This is a genomic window from Halomonas sp. SSL-5, from assembly GCF_030708455.1.
GTDB lineage: Bacteria > Pseudomonadota > Gammaproteobacteria > Pseudomonadales > Halomonadaceae > Halomonas.
The window spans coordinates 134580-151728 of sequence record NZ_JAUYWF010000010.1 but is presented as its reverse complement, the minus strand read 5'-3'; the positions used below and the strand labels follow the sequence as shown (position 1 = coordinate 151728).

10 protein-coding genes are annotated in these 17149 nt (G+C 72.4%); 4 read left to right on the top strand and 6 right to left on the bottom strand.

What is annotated here, in order from left to right; genetic code table 11:
* The first annotated feature begins 13 nt into the window (after positions 1-13).
* Positions 14-1993, top strand: a complete 1980-nt coding sequence (locus RAN53_RS13200) for a DUF4139 domain-containing protein (RefSeq protein ID WP_305797278.1) — start codon at positions 14-16, stop codon at positions 1991-1993.
* Between the two features lie 123 nt (positions 1994-2116).
* Positions 2117-3109, top strand: a complete 993-nt coding sequence (locus tag RAN53_RS13195; RefSeq protein ID WP_305797277.1) for an adenosine deaminase — start codon at positions 2117-2119, stop codon at positions 3107-3109.
* A gap of 150 nt (positions 3110-3259) precedes the next feature.
* On the opposite strand, the gene guaD is transcribed toward RAN53_RS13195, so the two are convergent.
* From guaD to xdhA, 4 genes are all read right to left on the bottom strand, one after another.
* Entirely contained in the window at positions 3260-4576 is a 1317-nt protein-coding gene (gene guaD, locus RAN53_RS13190) for a guanine deaminase (protein WP_305797276.1), read from the bottom strand.
* 83 nt (positions 4577-4659) lie between these two features.
* Positions 4660-5541, bottom strand: coding sequence for a xanthine dehydrogenase accessory protein XdhC (gene xdhC / locus RAN53_RS13185; RefSeq protein WP_305797275.1), 882 nt, complete (start codon positions 5539-5541; stop codon positions 4660-4662).
* Complete coding sequence (gene xdhB / locus RAN53_RS13180) at positions 5538-8030, bottom strand: xanthine dehydrogenase molybdopterin binding subunit (RefSeq protein ID WP_305797274.1); 2493 nt, start codon at positions 8028-8030, stop codon at positions 5538-5540. Before xdhB ends, xdhC begins: the two co-directional genes overlap by 4 nt.
* Positions 8014-9510, bottom strand: coding sequence for a xanthine dehydrogenase small subunit (gene xdhA, locus RAN53_RS13175; protein ID WP_305797273.1), 1497 nt, complete (start codon positions 9508-9510; stop codon positions 8014-8016). Before xdhA ends, xdhB begins: the two co-directional genes overlap by 17 nt.
* Before the next feature lie 276 nt (positions 9511-9786).
* Here xdhA and RAN53_RS13170 point away from each other — a divergent pair, with 276 nt between their 5' ends.
* Both RAN53_RS13170 and hrpB read left to right on the top strand, forming a co-directional pair.
* Complete coding sequence (locus RAN53_RS13170) at positions 9787-10461, top strand: TetR/AcrR family transcriptional regulator (RefSeq protein WP_305797272.1); 675 nt, start codon at positions 9787-9789, stop codon at positions 10459-10461.
* Between the two features lie 7 nt (positions 10462-10468).
* Positions 10469-12898: an ATP-dependent helicase HrpB gene (hrpB, locus tag RAN53_RS13165; RefSeq protein WP_305797271.1), complete on the top strand. Its 2430-nt coding sequence runs from the start codon at positions 10469-10471 to the stop codon at positions 12896-12898.
* A gap of 154 nt (positions 12899-13052) precedes the next feature.
* Here hrpB and RAN53_RS13160 read toward each other — a convergent pair whose 3' ends face one another.
* Complete coding sequence (locus tag RAN53_RS13160) at positions 13053-14402, bottom strand: DUF3999 family protein (protein ID WP_305797270.1); 1350 nt, start codon at positions 14400-14402, stop codon at positions 13053-13055.
* Positions 14399-17074: a DUF2339 domain-containing protein gene (locus RAN53_RS13155; protein ID WP_305797269.1), complete on the bottom strand. Its 2676-nt coding sequence runs from the start codon at positions 17072-17074 to the stop codon at positions 14399-14401. The genes RAN53_RS13160 and RAN53_RS13155 overlap by 4 nt, the downstream gene beginning before the upstream one ends.
* Positions 17075-17149: the final 75 nt, after the last annotated feature.

Here is a 17149-nt window from a genome sequence, read left to right as displayed (position 1 = left end):
CGAGGAGTCGACCATGTCTGTCAGGGATGCAGCACCGCGGCGCGGCCGCCGCCATACCCCCCTTCGCCTCGCCGTCACCCTGGCCGCCGCCTGGCCCATGGGCGCGGTCCTGGCCGAGTCGCTGCCGGTGGAGGCGGTGACCCTCTCTTCCGGTGGCCTGGCCGAGGTGCAGCGTCACGCCACCCTCGACGGCGACGGGACCCTGCTGCTGGAGGTGCCTCTCGAGCAGGTCGACGACGTGCTCAAGAGCCTGGTGGTCCGCGACCCCGCGGGGCGACTGAAGGGACTCAGCCTCGACGGCCTGGCCACCCAGGAGGAGACCTTCCGCCGGCTGCCCTTCGGGCCCCAGGACCTGGGGTCGGTGGCGCGCCTGGCCGCGACCCTCCAGGGGGTGGAGGTGCGCGTCAGCGCCGGTGGCCAGCGCCTCGAGGGGCTGTTGCTGGGCGTCGCCATGAGCAAGCCCGACGACGAGGGCCGCCGCGTGGCCACCCTGTCGCTGCTCGATGAGGCCGGCAGCGTGGCGACGCTGCGCCTGGGCGACGATGCGCGTCTGGAGATCCTCGATGCGACCCTGCGCGAGCGCCTGGGCCAGGCCGCCGAGGTCAGCGGCCGGGCACGCACCGACCAGATACGCTGCATCGCCATCGACCTCGAGGGGGAGGGCGAGCGTGAGGTGTCGCTGACCTATGTGGTGGCCGCCCCGGTCTGGAAGAGCGCCTACCGGCTGCTGCTCGAGGCCGAAGACAGGGCGCGACTGCAGGCCTGGTCGGTGGTCGAGAACGCCAGCGGCAGTGACTGGGACGACGTGGCCCTGACCCTCTCCAGCGGCGCCCCGGTGACCCTGACCCAGCGCCTGCTGGAGCGCTACTGGCCGACACGCCCGGAGGTGCCGGTCAGCGCCGATGCCACCGCGCCGGTTCGACACGACGAAGGCACCATCGCCGAGTCCCGTGCCGCCCGACTGGAGTCCGCCATGGCCTTCGGTGCCGCCGCCGAGGATCGCGCTCAGGTGGCCCCCTCGGCGCCGGCCCGGCGACCCGAGGTGCGCGAGAGCGCCACCGCCGCCACCTGGCGGCTGCCCGTCCCGGTGGACCTGGACGCCGGGCGCACCCTGTCGCTGCCCTATATCGATGCCGAGGTACCCGCGCGTCGCGTCTCGCTCTATCAGCCCGAGCGTGGCGAGCGCCATCCGGTCGCCGCGGTGCGCCTGGAGAACACCACCGACGCCTGGCTGCCGCCGGGGCTGGTCACCGTCTATGACGCCGAGGTCGGCCATGTGGGGGACGTCGACCTGCCCGGTATCCCGGCCGGCGAGTCGCGGCTGGCGAGCTTCGCCGCCGACCGCCAGGTGCGGGTGGTGGAGAGTTCACGTCCCGAGGAGCGGCTCGAGCGGATGGTGATCGTCGACGGCGCCCTGCGCCTCACCCACGTGTCGCGGCGACTCACCCGCTACGCGGTGGAGAACGACGCCCGCGAGGCCCGCGAGGTGCTGATCGAACACCCGCGCCGCGAGGGCTGGGAGTTCGCCTCCGAGGCCCTGGCCGAGAGCACGCCGAGCCATCATCGCCTGGCGCTCTCCCTGGATGCCGGAGAGAGCGGCGAGGTGGCGGCCGTGGAAACGCTGACTCGCCGCCAGAGCGTGGCCCTGGTCGATGCCGGCGAGGCGCAGCTGGTGCAGTGGCGCGAAGCCGCCGAGGGGAAGACCGCCGAGGGACTCGAGGCCGTGCTGGAGCGGCGCCGGGCCCTGGCCGAGGTGGAGCGAGAGCTCGAGCGCATCGCTCGGGAACTGGGTCGCGCCGCCGAGAGCCAGGCGCGGATCCGCGACAACCTGGCGGCGGTGGGCACCGACAACGACCTCGGGCAGCGCTACCTGGGCGATCTCGAGGCCGCAGAGGAGCGCATCGCCGAGCTGGAGGATCAGCGTCAGCACGCCGAGGCCGAGCGCGAGAGACGCCGCGAGGCGCTGGCCGAGACCCTGCGTAAGCTGCCCTGAGGGCGTCGAGAGGGTCAAAGAGGGCGTTGATACGGTCAAGAGGGCGTTGAGGCCAGGGGCTTTGCGCGGTGGCCCGCTTTCTATCAGGATGGAGTGACAGGACCGAGGAGAGCGAGACGAGCCATGCGCGATTTCCTGACCCGCCTGCCCAAGGCCGAACTGCACCTGCATATCGAGGGAGCGCTCGAGCCCGAGCTGATGTTCACCCTGGCCGAGCGCAATGGGGTCGCGCTGCCCTACGCCACGGTGGAGGAGGCGCGCGCCGCCTATGACTTCTCCGACCTGCAGTCCTTCCTTGATCTCTACTACCAGGGCATGAGCGTGCTGCACACCGCCCAGGACTTCCATGACCTGGCCATGGACTACTTCCGGCGCGCCCACGCCGAGGGAGTGGTCCACGTAGAGATGCACTTCGACCCCCAGGCCCACCTGGCGCGCGGGGTCGAGCTGTCGGTGGTGATGGAGGGGCTCTCCCTGGCGCGGCGCGAGGCGGCCCGGGAACTGGGACTCTCCACCGCCCTGATCATGGCCTTCCTGCGCGACCGCGACGCCGAGGAGGCGCTCAGGGTGCTGGAGGAGGCCGCTCCCTACTGGGAGATGCTCGACGCCGTGGGGCTGGACAGCGCCGAGCGGGGCAACCCACCGGAGAAGTTCGTAGAGGTCTTCGAGCGCGCCCGGCAACTCGGCATTCCGCGGGTGGCCCACGCCGGCGAGGAGGGGCCGCCGGCCTATATCCGCGGGGCCCTGGAGCACCTCGGCGTGTGCCGCATCGACCACGGCGTGCGCTGCCTGGAGGACCCGGAGCTGGTCGCCCGGCTGCGCGACGAGCGGGTGGTGCTCACCGTCTGTCCGCTCTCCAACGTGCGCCTCAAGGTGGTCGAGCGCCTCGAGGAGCACCCGCTGCCGCGCCTGCTGGCCGAGGGGCTCAACGTCACCCTCAACTCCGACGACCCGGCCTACTTCGGCGGCGGCATGCTGGAGAACTTCCTCGCCTGCCAGCGCGCCTTCGACTGGGACGAGGCCACCTTCCGCCGCCTGGCCGGCAACGCCATCGAGGCGGCCTTCGTCGACGAGGCCCGGCGCGACGAACTTCGCCGGCTGCTGGCCGAGGCGTAGAGCCACTCTAGGCTTTGTCTGAAAAGTCGGCGAGCGAAGGTCAGACAAGGCAAAAATCGGCGAAAAGACGGAGTTTACGGGTTGTAAATGAGTACTTTGAGTCGATTTTTAACGCCGTATGGCCGAGCGCAGCCAGTTTTCGGACAGAGCCTAGGGGCGGCGGTGCTGGAGCCGGCCGCCTGCCCAGGTCTCGGCCACGCAGCGATCGTCGCCCATCATCATCAGCGCGAAGAGGGTCTCGGCCAGGCTGCGGCAGCGCGCCGTGCGCCGCGCCAGCAGCGGCGTGGCGGCGGGGTCGAGCACCACCAGGTCGGCGTCCATGCCCGGCGCCAGGCGGCCGATGCGCTGATCCAGCGAGAGGGCCCGGGCGTTGCCCAGGGTGAGTCCGTAGAAGCCCTGCCAGGCGGTGAGCGGCTGGCCGCGCAGCTGCCCCACCTGGTAGGCGGCCTTCAGCGTGGCCAGGCCCGAGAGGTCGGTGCCGCCCCCCACGTCGCTGGCGTAGGTGACGTTGAGGGCCATCTCCCGGGCGGCCTGGCGGTCGAAGAGCCCGCTGCCCAGGAAGAGGTTGGAGCTGGGGCAGAAGGCGAGGTTGGCCCCGCACTCGGCCAGTCGACCGCGCATCGCCTGGTCCAGGTGGATGCCGTGGGCGAAGGTGCTGCGCGGCCCCACCAGGCCGGATGTCTCGTAGACCTCCAGGTAGTCGCGGCTGCCCGGGAAGAGCTCCGCCACCCAGTCCAGCTCGCCGGTGTTCTCGGCCAGGTGGGTCTGCAGCCAGAGGCTTTCGTCGTTGCGCAGCAGCGCGCCGGTGGCGTCCAGCTGGGCGCGGCTGGAGGTGGGGGCGAAGCGCGGGGTCAGGCTGTAGCCCAGACGCCCCTTGCCGTGCCAGTCGCCGATCAGCCGCTCGCTGTCGCGGATGCCGCCCACGACGTCGTCGGTGAGTCCTTCGGGGGCGTTGCGGTCCATCAGCACCTTGCCGGCCAGCATGCAGAGGCCGCGCCGGTGGCTCGCCGCGAGGAAGGCGTCCACCGAGGCGGGGTGGCTGGAGCAGAACACCTGGGCGGTGGTGGTGCCGACCCGCAGCAGCTCATCGAGGAAGGCCTCTGAGAGCGCCGCGGCGTGGTCCGGGTCGGCGAAGCGCAGCTCCTCGGGGAAGGTGTAGTCGTTTAGCCAGTCGAGCAGCTGGCGCCCGTAGGAGGCGATGATCTCCAGCTGCACGTAGTGCACGTGGCTGTCGATAAAGCCGGGGGTGATCAGCTTGCCACGATGGTCGACCACCTCGATGCCGGGGGGCAGTAGGGGGGCCAGGGTGGCATAGTCGTCCACGGCGCGGAGTCGGCCGTTCTCGATCCACACCGCGCCATCGGGGTGGTGGCGCACGCTGCCCGGCGCCGGGGTGTCGTCGTCCCCGGGGTCGGCATCGAAGCTCAGCAGTTCGGCGCGCAGCACGCGCGAGTCTGTCGTCGTCATGGTGTCGAACTCATCATCTGGTATCACCGGGGCTGATCCGGCGGCAGGCCTCCTTTTTCCTCTTCGACCTGCCCCCGGCGCCCCTAGGTTCCGGGGGTAGCCCTTTTGAAAGTGGCCCTCAGTTCGGCGGGGTCCAGGCCGCGCTGGTCGGGGCGCTCGGCCTCTGCCGTCAGTGGCAACAGCTCGGCCACGCTGGCCAGCGCGATGGCGTAGGGGGTCTTGTCGCCGCCCCTCCTTTCACTCTGATTCGGGCTCGCCGCCATGCCGATCGGGCAGCGCACCCGGGCCAGCGCCGACTCATCGTGGCCGGCGTCCCGCAGCCGCGAGCGGAAGCTCGCCCACTTGCTCTGTGATCCGATCAGGCCCAGCGATGCCGTGTCGCCGCGACACAGCAGGGCGTCCACCAGGGCGCGGTCCTCGGCGTGGTCGTGGGTCATCACCAGGGCATGGCTGCCGGCGGGCAGCTCGGCCACGGCGGCGGCCGGGTCCGTGGTGCGCCGGCACTCCAGGCGCGGGATCTCGTTGGCCCAGGCCGGGAAGGCGTCGTCGCGGCTGTCGTGCCACAGGATCTGCCAGCCCAGGGGCTCGGCCAGCCGTACGATCTCGCGGCCGACGTGGCCGGCGCCGAACAGCGCCAGGGTCACGGGGCTACCCGGGAAGACCTCCAGCAGCACATTGACGAAGCCGCCACAGCACTGGCCGCTGCGCCCGCCGAGGCTGAAGGCCTCGAGGCTCATGCCGGGCTCGTTGGCCTCGAGGCGGCGGCGAGCCGCCTCGATGGTCTGCCACTCGAAGGTGCCGCCGCCCAGGGTATCGAAGACGGCATCCGCGGTGATCACCATCCGCGCCCCGGGCTCCCGCGGGGTGGAGCCGGCGCTGGTCACCTGGGTCGCCAGTACATGGGGCACCCCCTCGCGCTGCAGCCGGTGGAGGGCGGCGTGCCAGCTCTCGGCGCGTGCGATCATGGCGTCGCCTCCCGGCGCTGGCGCTGCGCCTCGGCGGCCATCAATACTCGCTCCGGGGTGGCCGGGGTGTCGAGGCGCGGCGCCTCGCGGTAGTCGGCCAGGCTCGCCAGGGCGTCGCGCAGTGCCGACCACACCGAGATGGCCAGCATCAAGGGCGGCTCGCCCACCGCCTTGGAGCGGTAGAGGCTGGCCATGGAGTTGGGGTGGCCCTCCATCAGCGCGACGTTGAAGCGCGGCGGCAGGTCGCCGAAGGTGGGAATCTTGTAGGTGGCCGGGCCCTCGGAGAGCAGCCGCCCCCCCTCGTCCCAACGGAGCTCCTCGCTGGTCAGCCAGCCCATGCCCTGGATGAAGCCGCCCTCCACCTGGCCGGCGTCGATGGCCGGGTTGAGGGAGTCGCCCACATCGTGGAGGATATCGACCCCCTCCACCCGGTACTCGCCGCTCAGGGTGTCCACCCGCACCTCGGCCACCGCGGCGCCGAAGGCGTAGTAGTAGAAGGGACGCCCCTGGCCGGTCTGGCGGTCGTAGTGGATCAGCGGGGTGGCGTAGAAGCCCTTCTCGGAGAGCGAGACCCGCCCGAAGTAGGCCGCCTGCACCAGCTCCCCCCAGGGGATGCGCCGCTCGCTCTCGCCTTCACCCGCCACCAGGTGACCGTCCGCCAGGCGCATGCCCTCGCGGTCCAGGCCTTGGTCCGTATAGAGGTGCTCGGTGGCGAAATCGAACAGGCGCTCCTTGAGCCTCAGGCAGGCGTCCCGGGCGGCCATGCCGTTGAGGTCGGCGCCGCTGGAGGCGGCGGTGGGCGAGGTGTTGGGCACCTTGTCGGTGCGCGTGGCGGTGATGCGCACGGCGTCGAGATCGAGGCCCAGCTCCCGGGCCACCACCTGGCAGATCTTGGTGTGCAGCCCCTGGCCCATCTCGGTGCCGCCGTGGTTGATCTGCACGCTGCCGTCGGTATAGACGTGGAGCAGGGCGCCCGCCTGGTTGAGGTGCTTGGCGGTGAAGGAGATGCCGAACTTCACCGGGGTCAGCGCCAGACCGCGCTTGATCACCGGGCTCTCGGCGTTGAAGGCGGCGATCTCGTCGCGCCGCGCCCAGTAGTCGCTGCTCGCCTCCAGGCGTTCGATCAGCTCATGGAGCAGGCCGAGCTGCTCCACGCTCTGGCCATAGTGGGTGGTCTCTCGTCCGGGGCGATAGAGGTTGCGCTTGCGGATGGTCAGCGGGTCCTCGCCCACGCGACGGGCGATATCGTCCATGGCCGCCTCGACCGCCATCATCCCCTGCGGGCCGCCGAAGCCGCGGAAGGCGGTGTTGGAGGCGAAATGGGTGCGCGCACGATGGCCGGTGACCCGCGCCTGGCCCAGGGAGTAGGCGTTGTCGGCGTGGAACATGGCGCGGTCGACGATGGCGTCCGAGAGGTCCGGGGAGTAGCCGCAGTCGCCGATCACGGTGATCTCGCCACCCTGGATCACGCCCCGTTCGTCCACCCCCAGCCGGTAGCGGTTGTGGAAGGGGTGGCGCTTGCCGGTGACGCGCATGTCCTCGCCTCGTGGCAGACGCAGCTTGGCCGCGCGGCCGGTGCGCCGGCTGATCAGCGCGGCCATGCAGGCCCAGGGCGAGGCCTGGGTCTCCTTGCCGCCGAACCCGCCGCCCATGCGCCGCACCTCCACGGTGACCGCGTGCAGGGGCACCCCCAGCACCTCGGCCACCAGCTTCTGGGTCTCGCTGGGGTGCTGGTTGGAGGTGTACACCACCACGCCCTCATCCTCGGTGGGGGTGACCAGGCAGGCCTGGCCCTCCAGGTAGAAGTGCTCCTGGCCGCCGACGAACTGCTCGCCCTCCACCCTCAGCGGTGCCTCGGCCAGGCTGGCCGCCCAGTCGCCGCGCGCCTGGACATGGGTGGGGCGCACGAATTCCTCGCGCTCCGCGGCGGCCACCGCATCGAGGCTCGCCGGCTGCTCGTCGATCTCCACGACGCCGGCATCGAGGGCCGCCTTCACCGCCTCCCGGGCGGCGCGGTGGCTCTCGGCGGCCACCGCGAAGAGCACCTGGCCGGCGTAGCTGATCTCCTCCTCCACGAATAGGGGGTCGCCGGGGAAGACCGGCCCGATATCGGTGTGGCCGGGCACCTCATGAAAGCCTACGGCGTCCACCACGCCCGGCAGGGCGCGGACCCGGTCGAGGTCGAGGCGCCTCAGGCGGCCATGGGCCACCGGCGAGAGGGCCAGCGCCAGGTGCAGGCAGTTCGCCGGCACCGTCAGGTCGTCGATATAGGCGGCCCGGCCGGTGACGTGCTTGATGGCGCTCTCGTGGGCGCGGGCGCTGCCGGCGGGACCGGCGCCGGGGGCCTCCCGGGTCACGGACTCACGGGCCGCGGGGCCGTCGCCCTGGAGGCGGCCCTCGAGGTCGCGACGCGCCGCGGCGGCGTCGGGCCCCACGTCGTCATGCCGGGTGTCGGGCGCCTTGGTCGAAAGCCTAGTGAGCGTACGCATCGAGCATCACCTCCCGGGCGCTGGTGGATGGCGTGTCCTGGTCGCCGGCGGCCATCACCAGGCGCAGGCGTTCGAGCAGGTTGGCGGCGGAGAGGCGGCGGTAGTCGGCGCTGCCGCGCACATCGGACATCGGCCGGAAGTCCTCAGTCAGGGCGGCGCGGGCCGCCGCGAAGGCCGTTTCCGTCGGTTCCTGCCCCTCCAGGGCCGCCTCGGCGGCCGCGGCGCGCTTCGGGATGGCCGCCATGCCGCCGAAGGCGAGGCGCACGTCGCGCAGCACGCCTTCCTCGAGGCGCCAGGCGAAGGCGCCGAGCACCGCGGAGATGTCGTCCTCGCGCCGCTTGGAGAGCTTCCAGACCTTCAGGTGTCGTCCCGCCTCTGGCCTGGGCAGGAAGATGGCGCGGATCACCTCGCCTTCGCACTCCTTGTCCTGGTTCAGTGCGGTCTTCTTGTAGTCGAGGAAGAAGTCGTCCAGGGGCAGCTCGCGTTCACCCTTCGGTCCGGCGAGCCATAGCCGCGCGCCCAGGGCGAGCAGCACCGGCGGGGTATCGCCGATGGGGGAAGCGTTGGCGATGTTGCCGCCCAGGGTGCCGCGGTTGCGCACCTGAGCCGAGCCCAGCCGGTGCAGCAGGTGGGCGAAGGCCGGATAGTGCTCGGCGAGCAGCGGCTCGAGCCGCGCATAGGTCACCGCGCCGCCGATCCACCAGCCGGCGCGGCCATCCGCGAGGGTGGTTTCCTCGAGGGCAGCGAGCTCGGCCACCCGGGTGACGTCCACCACCCGCGGGAAGCGGGCCAGGCGCTGGGTCACCTCGAGCCACAGGTCGGTGCCGCCGGCGACGAGCGGCGCCTCGGGGTGGGCGCGACGCTCGGCGATCAGCGCCTCCAGGATCGTAGGCTGGACGAAGGCGGCCTCGGGCGCCGCCTCCTGCGGCGGGGCCGCGGCGTCCACGGCGAGGTCGAGCCACTCGGCGCGCGCCTCGGGGTAGTCGCCCATGGCCAGCGCCGCGTCGCGGATCGGACGGTAGCCGGTGCAGCGGCAGAGGTTGCCGCCGAGCGCGGCCTCGAGGCGCTCCGGGGTCAGGGGCGCCGGACGCTCTCCATCTCCCCGTCGCTGACTTTCATGCAGGGTGAAAAGCGACATCACGATACCCGGGGTACAGAAGCCGCACTGGCTGCCGTGGTGCTCGACCATGGCCGCCTGGGCGGGGTGCAGGGTCTCGCCCCGGGCCAGCCCCTCCACGGTGACCAGGGCGCGGCCCTGGAGCTGGTGGGCCGGGGTGATGCAGGCGTTGGCGGCGTGGTAGCGGGTCTTGCCCTCGGCGTCTGGCTCGCCGATGGCCACCGTGCAGGCGCCGCAGTCGCCGGTGGCGCAGCCCTCCTTGGTGCCGGTCTGGCCCAGGGTGTCGCGCAGGAGCTCGAGCACGGTGGTGTCGGGCGAGGCCTCGCACCGGCGGGGCTGCCCGTTGAGCAGGAAGTCGATCATCGTGTTGTCTCTGTTCTTGATTGCGACTCGTTGTTGCGACCGGCGATCGCGTCGGGATGCGTGTCAGGCATCAACTTGACCGCTCGGTCAGGAATGACTTCAGCATGGTCCAGACAAGGGGGCTTTGCAAGGTCCTGCTCCTCGGCCCTCTCCGCCCTGGCCCGTCGCCTCACGCTGGAGCAGCCTGCCCAGACAGCCTGTGTCGGGCCCCGTTTGCACGCCCCCGGGGCATGCGGCAAACTCGCCCCAATCTTTCCTACCGCCAGGAGGCGCTTGATGAGCCAGGGTGACGTCCCCGCGAACCCCGGGAGGGAGGGTGGTAACGGCGCCACCCGGGAGCGCAACGAGCGCGAGATCCTGGCCGCCGCCGAGCGGGTCTTCGCCGCCCACGGTTACCGCGGCGCCAGCCTGGCCGACATCGCCGAGCAGGCGGGGCTGCCCAAGTCGAACGTCCTCTACTATATGGGCAGCAAGCGGGGCCTCTACGTTCGCCTGCTGGAGCGGATGATGGCGCGCTGGAACGCCCTGCTCGACGACATCTCCGTGGAGGACGACCCCGCCGAGGTGCTGGAGGCCTTCATCCGCAGCAAGATGCGCCTCTCCCGGCGTCATCCCGAGGGGTCGCGGCTGTTCGCCGCCGAGATCCTGGGTGGCGCTCCCTTCCTGCAGGAGTACCTGCGCGGCGACCTGCGCGACTGGGTGCAGGCGCGCGCGACGATCTTCCGCCGGTGGGCCGAGCGCGGCCTGATGGACCCGGTGGATCCGGTGTGGTTGATCTTCCTGATCTGGTCGGCCACCCAGCACTACGCCGACTTCGAGGCACAGGTGCTCGGCATCACCGACCGCGATTCGCTGAGCGACGCCGACGTGGAGTCGATCACCGCCTTCCTGACCCGGGTGATCCTCCAGGGGTGCGGTGTGCGGCCGCGCACCGAGCCCGCCGCCGACTGAAGCGCCTATGTCCCTGCCCATCGACTCCCGTCTCACCGCCATCCAGGCGTCCCTGGCCGACCATCCCCGTGCGCTGCTGGTGGCCGAACCCGGCGCCGGCAAGACCACCCGGGTGCCGCTTTCCCTGCTCGAGGCGCCCTGGGCCCGCGAGGGGAGGCTGCTGCTGCTGGAGCCGCGGCGGGTAGCGGCGCGCCTGGCCGCCGGCTTCATGGCCGAGAGCCTGGGCGAGCGCGTCGGGGAGACCGTCGGCTACCGCATGCGCGGCGAGAGTCGCGTCGGCCCGCACACCCGCCTGGAGGTGGTCACCCAGGGGGTGCTGACCCGCATGCTGCAGGAGGACCCCCTGCTCGAGGGCGTGGCCGGCATCCTCTTCGACGAGTTCCACGAGCGCAGCCTGGAGGCGGACCTGGGCCTGGCGCTGGCGCTTGATGCCCAGTCGGTGCGTGACGACCTGCGCCTGCTGGTGATGTCGGCGACCCTGGATGTCGAGGCCCTGCTCGGGGTGCTGGGGGAGGCGACCCCGGTGATCGACTGCCCCGGGCGTAGCTTTCCCGTCGAGACTCGCCACCGCGCCCTCACTGCACGCGACGACACCGCCCCCCAGCAGGCCAGGGCGCTGCTCGACGCCATGGCGCAGCAGGAGGGCGACGCCCTGGTGATCCTGCCCGGGGTGGCGGAGATTCGCCGGCTGGCCCGGGAACTCGCCGGCCGGGCGCCTGAGCTTGTCGTGATGGAACTGCACGGCAGGCTGCCCCTGGCGGCACAGCGCCGCGCCCTGCGCCCGGACGCCGACGGGCGCCGGCGGGTGGTGCTGGCCACCGCCATCGCCGAATCCAGCGTTACCGTGGATGGCGTGCGCCTGGTGATGGATGCGGGCCTCGAGCGGGTGCCGGTGTTCCAGCCCCGAAGCGGCCTGACCCGCCTCGAGACCCGCCGTGTCAACCGTGCCAGCGCCGACCAGCGCCGCGGCCGTGCCGGCCGCCAGGGACCGGGCCTCTGCCTGCGGCTATGGGCCGAGGAGCAGCCGCTGGTGCCCCATGGCGAGCCGGAGATCCGCCAGGCGGACTTGGCGCCGCTGGCCTTCGAGCTGGCCCGTTGGGGCATCACCGACCCGAGCCAGTTGGCCTGGGTGACCCCGCCACCCGCCGCGGCGCTGGCCGCAGGGCGCGACCTGCTGCATCGCCTGGGGCTACTGGACGACGCCTGGCACCTGACCGAGCGGGGACGCGCCGCCGCCCGCTGGCCCACCCATCCGCGCCTGGCGACGATGCTGGAGCGTGCCGTCGAGCTCGACGCGGTGCCGTTGGCCTGCGCCCTGGTGGCGGCACTCGAACAGCGTGGCCTGGACGACGAACGCGATCTGGAACGGGCGCTGCAGGCGCGGCTCAAGGCGCCTCGGGAGCATCGCCAGTGGCGGCGCGACGCCGAGCGGCTGGCCCGCATCGCCGGTGTGCGCCTCGAGGTGGCGAGCCTGGCCCCGCTGGGGGCACTGCTGGCCGTCGCCTACCCGGAGCGCATCGCCCAGCGCCTCGACGCCCCGGGCCGCTTCCGCCTGGCTTCCGGGGGACTGGCGACCCTGCCCGAGGCGCACCCCCTGGCCCACGCCGAGCTGCTGGTGGTCGCCGAACTCTCCGGCGAGGCGAGCGGGGCGCGGATCTTCCGCGGCGTGGGGCTTTCCCGAGCGCGGCTGGAGGCGCTCTATCCCGAGTGCGGTGAGTGGCGGGCACGGCTCGAATGGTCCGACGAGCAGGGCCGCCTCATCGGCGAGCGGGTGCTCGGCCTGGGGGCCGTGGTACTCGAGCGCCGAGCGCTCCAGGCGTTGCCGCCGGAGGCGGTGCGGCAGGCCCTGCTCGAGGCGCTGCGCCGCCGTGGCCTGCCCCGGGACGAGGCCCTCACCCAGCTGCGCGGCCGCCTGGCGCTGCTGCGCCAGACCCTGGGCGAGGAGTGGCCCGATGTCTCGGAGGAGGCGTTGCTCGCGAGTCTCGAGAGCTGGGTGGGCCCACACCTCGACGGCATCACCCGCCTGGAGGCCGTGGAGCGCCTGCCGCTCTCGCGGCTGCTGCTGGACACCCTCGACTGGCCGCTGCGCGCCCACCTCGACGAGCTCGCCCCTGAGCGCCTGGCGGTGCCCAGCGGCGCCCGCCACCGGGTCGACTACGCCCCCTGCCTGGAGGACAAGCCGCCGGTGCTGGCGGTGAAACTGCAGGAGTGCTTCGGCTGGCAGGCCTCGCCCCGGGTCGCCGATGGCCGCGAGGCGGTGCTGCTGCACCTGCTCTCGCCGGCGCGGCGACCGCTGCAGGTCACCGCCGACCTGGCGAGCTTCTGGGCGGGCGGCTACCCCGAGGTGCGCCGCGAGATGAGGGGGCGTTATCCCAAGCACCCCTGGCCCGAGGATCCTACCACCGCCGAGGCCACCGCCCGCACCAAGCGCCGTTAGGCTCTGTCAGCCTAGGCTTTGTCTGAAAAGTCGGCGAGCGAAGGTCAGACAAGGCAAAAATCGGCGAAAAGGCGGAGTTTACGGGGTGTAAATGAGTACTTTGAGTCGATTTTTAACGCCGTACGGCTGAGCGCAGCCAGTTTTCGGACAGAGCCTAGGCCTCATCGCCGCGGCGCAGCAGTCGCAGCGCCAGACCGCCCACCAGCAGCGTACCCGCGACCAGCACGCCCCACAGCAGCCAGAGTGTCCAGTCCCGGGGCGGGGTCAGCGCGGCCTCGCCGGCAAGGGTCTCGCGCTCGCCCAGACGCGCGCTGGCCGGCTCCCAGCCTTGACCCTGGCGCCGTCGCAGCGAGTCGAGCATCGGCGCCACCGCGCCCTGCTGGCGTACCACCCGGGCGCTGCCGGCCACCAGCCGCCAGGGCCCCACGCCCTCGGCCAGGAACACCACCCGCTCCGGCGTGTAGCCCAGGCGAAGCGTCGGAGGGGGACCGGCGCGAGAGGCGTCGGTAAGCAGTCGCCAGTGACGGTCGCGGCGGGTAGCGAGCAGTGCCTGGGGCGGTGAGCGTAGCTCGCCAGTCTCATCCACCAGGCGGTAGCCCGTCCACGCCGGTGTACGGGCCCGCCACTCCGCATCGCCCTCTTCGCGGCTCTCCAGTCGCCAGCGTGCGGCGTAGGGGGTGTCGCTCGTCACATCGGCGAGGCTCACCGGCAGTCGTGCCGCCAGTCGGTAGTGGAACTCGCCGCCTTCCGCGCGAACGCCTTCGAGGGACTCCCAGCTCGGCTTCGCTACCGGCCCCGACTGACGCGTCACCGCCTGGATGCCAGCGAGAACCACCGCGGACTGGCCCGGCAGCGGACGCAGCCGCAGGTAGCGGACCGCCGTGTTGCCCAGTTCGAGGCGGCGGCGCACCAGATGCGCGCCGTCGTGGGTGATATCCAGCAGCCGGCCCCGGGCCAGCAGCGTCCGCCACGTCTCGAGGTCGTCGCTCCCCTCGACGCGGTAGAGGCTGTCGACCGGGGTGATGGCACCCCAGCTCAGCGTCAGGGCGCTGACCGGGCCATCAACGGCGCCCAGGTCGACCAGGGCGGCGCCAGCCCCCCGCGCCTCGGCGCCGCCACCGCGGCTCTCGATCCGACGCAGCCGGCCCTGGGCATCCGTCTCGCCGATCAGCTCCCAATGCGTGGCATCGCTCGGCGGTGGCGCCGACAGCGGAAACCAGGGCACTCGCCGGAAGCCTTCGGCCGCCGCCGGGGCGGGCGCGGGGCGCACCAGGGTGGGCACCGCCTGGCCGCGGGCGTCGACCACCTGCAGGTCGGCCAGGGTCGGGGTGTGCAGGCTGCGGTAGACCTCCGGGGTCAGTACCAGGCCGTAGGCCGCCGCCGGCTCCTCGACGATCACCGGCCAGGCGTGACGCCAGCTCTCCTCGAGCTCCGCGGTCTCGAATTCCGCGGCCGGGGCCAGCGTCGGCCACAGCAGCAGCGTCCAAACGCCGAGGCGTCTCATGTCGCCTCCTCCTGTTGCCGCGGCGGTGCCGGGGCGATGAAGCCCACGCCGATGCATAGCAGCCCGTAGCCGATGAACGAGGCGATGCCGAGCAGATTGCCCAGGTGCTGGCGATCCACCGCCACCAGCTTGACCAGCACCACCGCCATCAGCAGTGCGGAGAGTTGCCACAGGGTGCGCTGCCGGCGCCGCGAGCCCAGCACCCAGCCGATCACGCCGAGCAGGCTCCACAGCAGGGTGAGGCCGGTCTGCACCAGGCCGAGTTCGAGCATCACCGGCGACCAGGGGGCATCACCCAACAGGTGGGCGCCGCGCAGCAGTTCCAGGGAGAGTAGCGTGAAGGCCGCGGCCCCCAGCAGGGCCGGGGCGTGGCGGGCCGCCGCCGCAGGCCAGAGGCCGCTCCGCCAGAGCTGCCAGGCGACCAGCAGCGTCGCCCACTGCACCAGCGCCAGGGGATTGGCCAGCGGCAGCCAGGGCAGCGGGAAGGGTGCGCCCGGGCGCGGCAGCAGCGTCACCCAGGCCAGCGCCAGGGCCAGCAGCACGCTTGCCGCCAACGCTGCGCGCCAGGCGAGGGCGGCATCAACCAGGGGTCGCAGTACCCAGCCCGGGCGGTGGCAGAGCAGGGCGGCGAGGGCCAGCCAGGGCAGCAGCGCGGCGGCGAGCTGCCAGGCGGGCGCCAGGTTGAGAGGCAGCGGTTGCAGCAGCAGGGTGCTGAGGAAGAGTGGCGTGGAGGCGAGCCAGGCCCCCTGGGCCCAGGCGGCGGGCGGCAGGGGCTCGTCCTGGAGCGCTTTGGAGTGTCGCGCCAGTCCCTGCAGCTGGCGATAGCCGAGCACCATCACCAGGGCCCAGCCCCAGGGGGCGAGTGGGCCGGTGTCGAGAGGAGCCATGAGGACCCGCTCGAGCGCCCCGGCCAGCAGGAGGGCCGCGAGCAACAGCCCACCGGCGACGCCCCAGGCCAGCGCCGCAGCCGGCCGGCGGCGGTAGCGCTCGGCCAGGGCCAGACCGGTGAGTGCCAGCAGCGCCAGGCGCCAGTCATCGGCCATGGCCGGGGCGGCGAAGAGGTCGATCTCCCGGGCGGCGATGGAAAGCCACCAGGCCAGGCCCCAGGAGAGGGCGGCCAGCGCCCAGCGTGGGTAACCGCCTCGCCACAGGGTCTCGGCGGAGACGAGTCCCGCCGCGGCAAGGAGCACCCCGGCCATGAAGGCGGCGTTGGCGACGGGGGTGTCCACGGCCCAGGCGAAGACAAGGCTGCCAAGCAGCGTGAGGCCGGCGACCAGCTGCAGGGCCAGGCCGGCGAGGCGTGGCAGCAGGCGGTATTGGCGCAGGCCCAGCCATATCAGGGCGGCCCCCTCCACGGCGAAGAGCGCGGCGCTGACTCGGGCCGAGAGTGCCAGCGGGATCGCCAGGGTGGCGAACCCCAGTGCCAGGGCGGCGTGGGCCTCACCGAGCGGGCGCGTGCGTGTCTGGCGCAGCAGCCAGCTGGCGAGCAGGGCATAGAGCAGTGCGATGCCCAGGGCGCACAGGGCCAGTGGCAACCGCTCGCCCTCGAGCAGCGCCGCCTGGAGACCGAACGCCACCAGCGGCGTGCCGAAGACCAGGCTGCCGTCGATGCGGCTGTCCGCCCTGCGCGGCGACTCCTGCGCTTGTCGGCGTCTGGCGTGGAGGATCGGGATCAGCAGGTAGAGCAGGAAGAACAGCGCCAGGAAGGGCTGTGCCACGGCGTAGTGGCGAGGGCTGTAGTCGAGTACGCCCCAGGCGGTGGCGATGGCGAAGGTGGCCACGAAACCCAGCAGGTCGAGTAGCCGCCAGTGGCGCACCCAGGCGATGGCGAAGATGCCCAGATTGAGCAGCGCATAGTAGCCGAACAGCACCAGGGGATCGCCGGGGGCACGGGCCAGCCACAGCGGCGCGAGAAAGCCCGCCAGGCTGCCCAGCACGGCCAGTGCCAGGGCATTCTGGAGTGCGCCCAGCACCCCGAGCCCGGCCACCAGGGCCACGCTGAGCAGGCAGGCCTGCGGCAGGGGCAGCAGCGCGAAGCGCTGGGCGGCGGCGAAGATCACCATCAACAGCACGCCGATGGCCCCGCCCTGCAGGCTCAGCGCGAACACCCGCCGGGTGCGACGCTGCTGCCAGCCGAAGCCCAGGGCGGCCACCGCCAGGGCGGCGATGCCGGCCAGGCGCAGTTCGATGGAGAGGGTCAGCCAGCCCTGGGTGGAGGCGTGGCGGATCAGTGCCGCGAGTCCCGCGAAGAGCACCAGGATACCGATCTTGACCGGCAGGTTGCCCTCGCTGAGCCAGCCTGCCGCGGCGCCTCGCGCCCGGCGAGCTCCGCTGGCCAGCCGGCGGGCGAGGCCGTCGCGCCAGAGGGGGCGTCGGCTCGCGCCTGTCTCGACCTTCCCGCCCCGGGAGGTAGCGGCCGCCTCGCTCTCCCGCCAGCCGGCCGGTGCCTCGGGGGCGTCACTGGATGATGCCTCTTGCCCAGCTCGAGCCGCAGCGGGCCGAGGAGCGACCTCGCCACGCTCGGTAACCGCGCCCCCCGTGACGGGGCGGGTCAGGGCCGCCTCCAGTGATTCCACCCGACGCGTCAGACGGGCGAGGCGCACCAGGGCGACGATGGCCACCAGGCTCGGCAGCCCCAGCAGGATCAGCAGCAGTGTCAGCAGCAGCGGCATGGCCTTCCTCTCTCGCTGGGGTTACTCAGGACGCCCGCGACCTCCACAGCATGGGCCACAAGCGTGCTGCTGTCG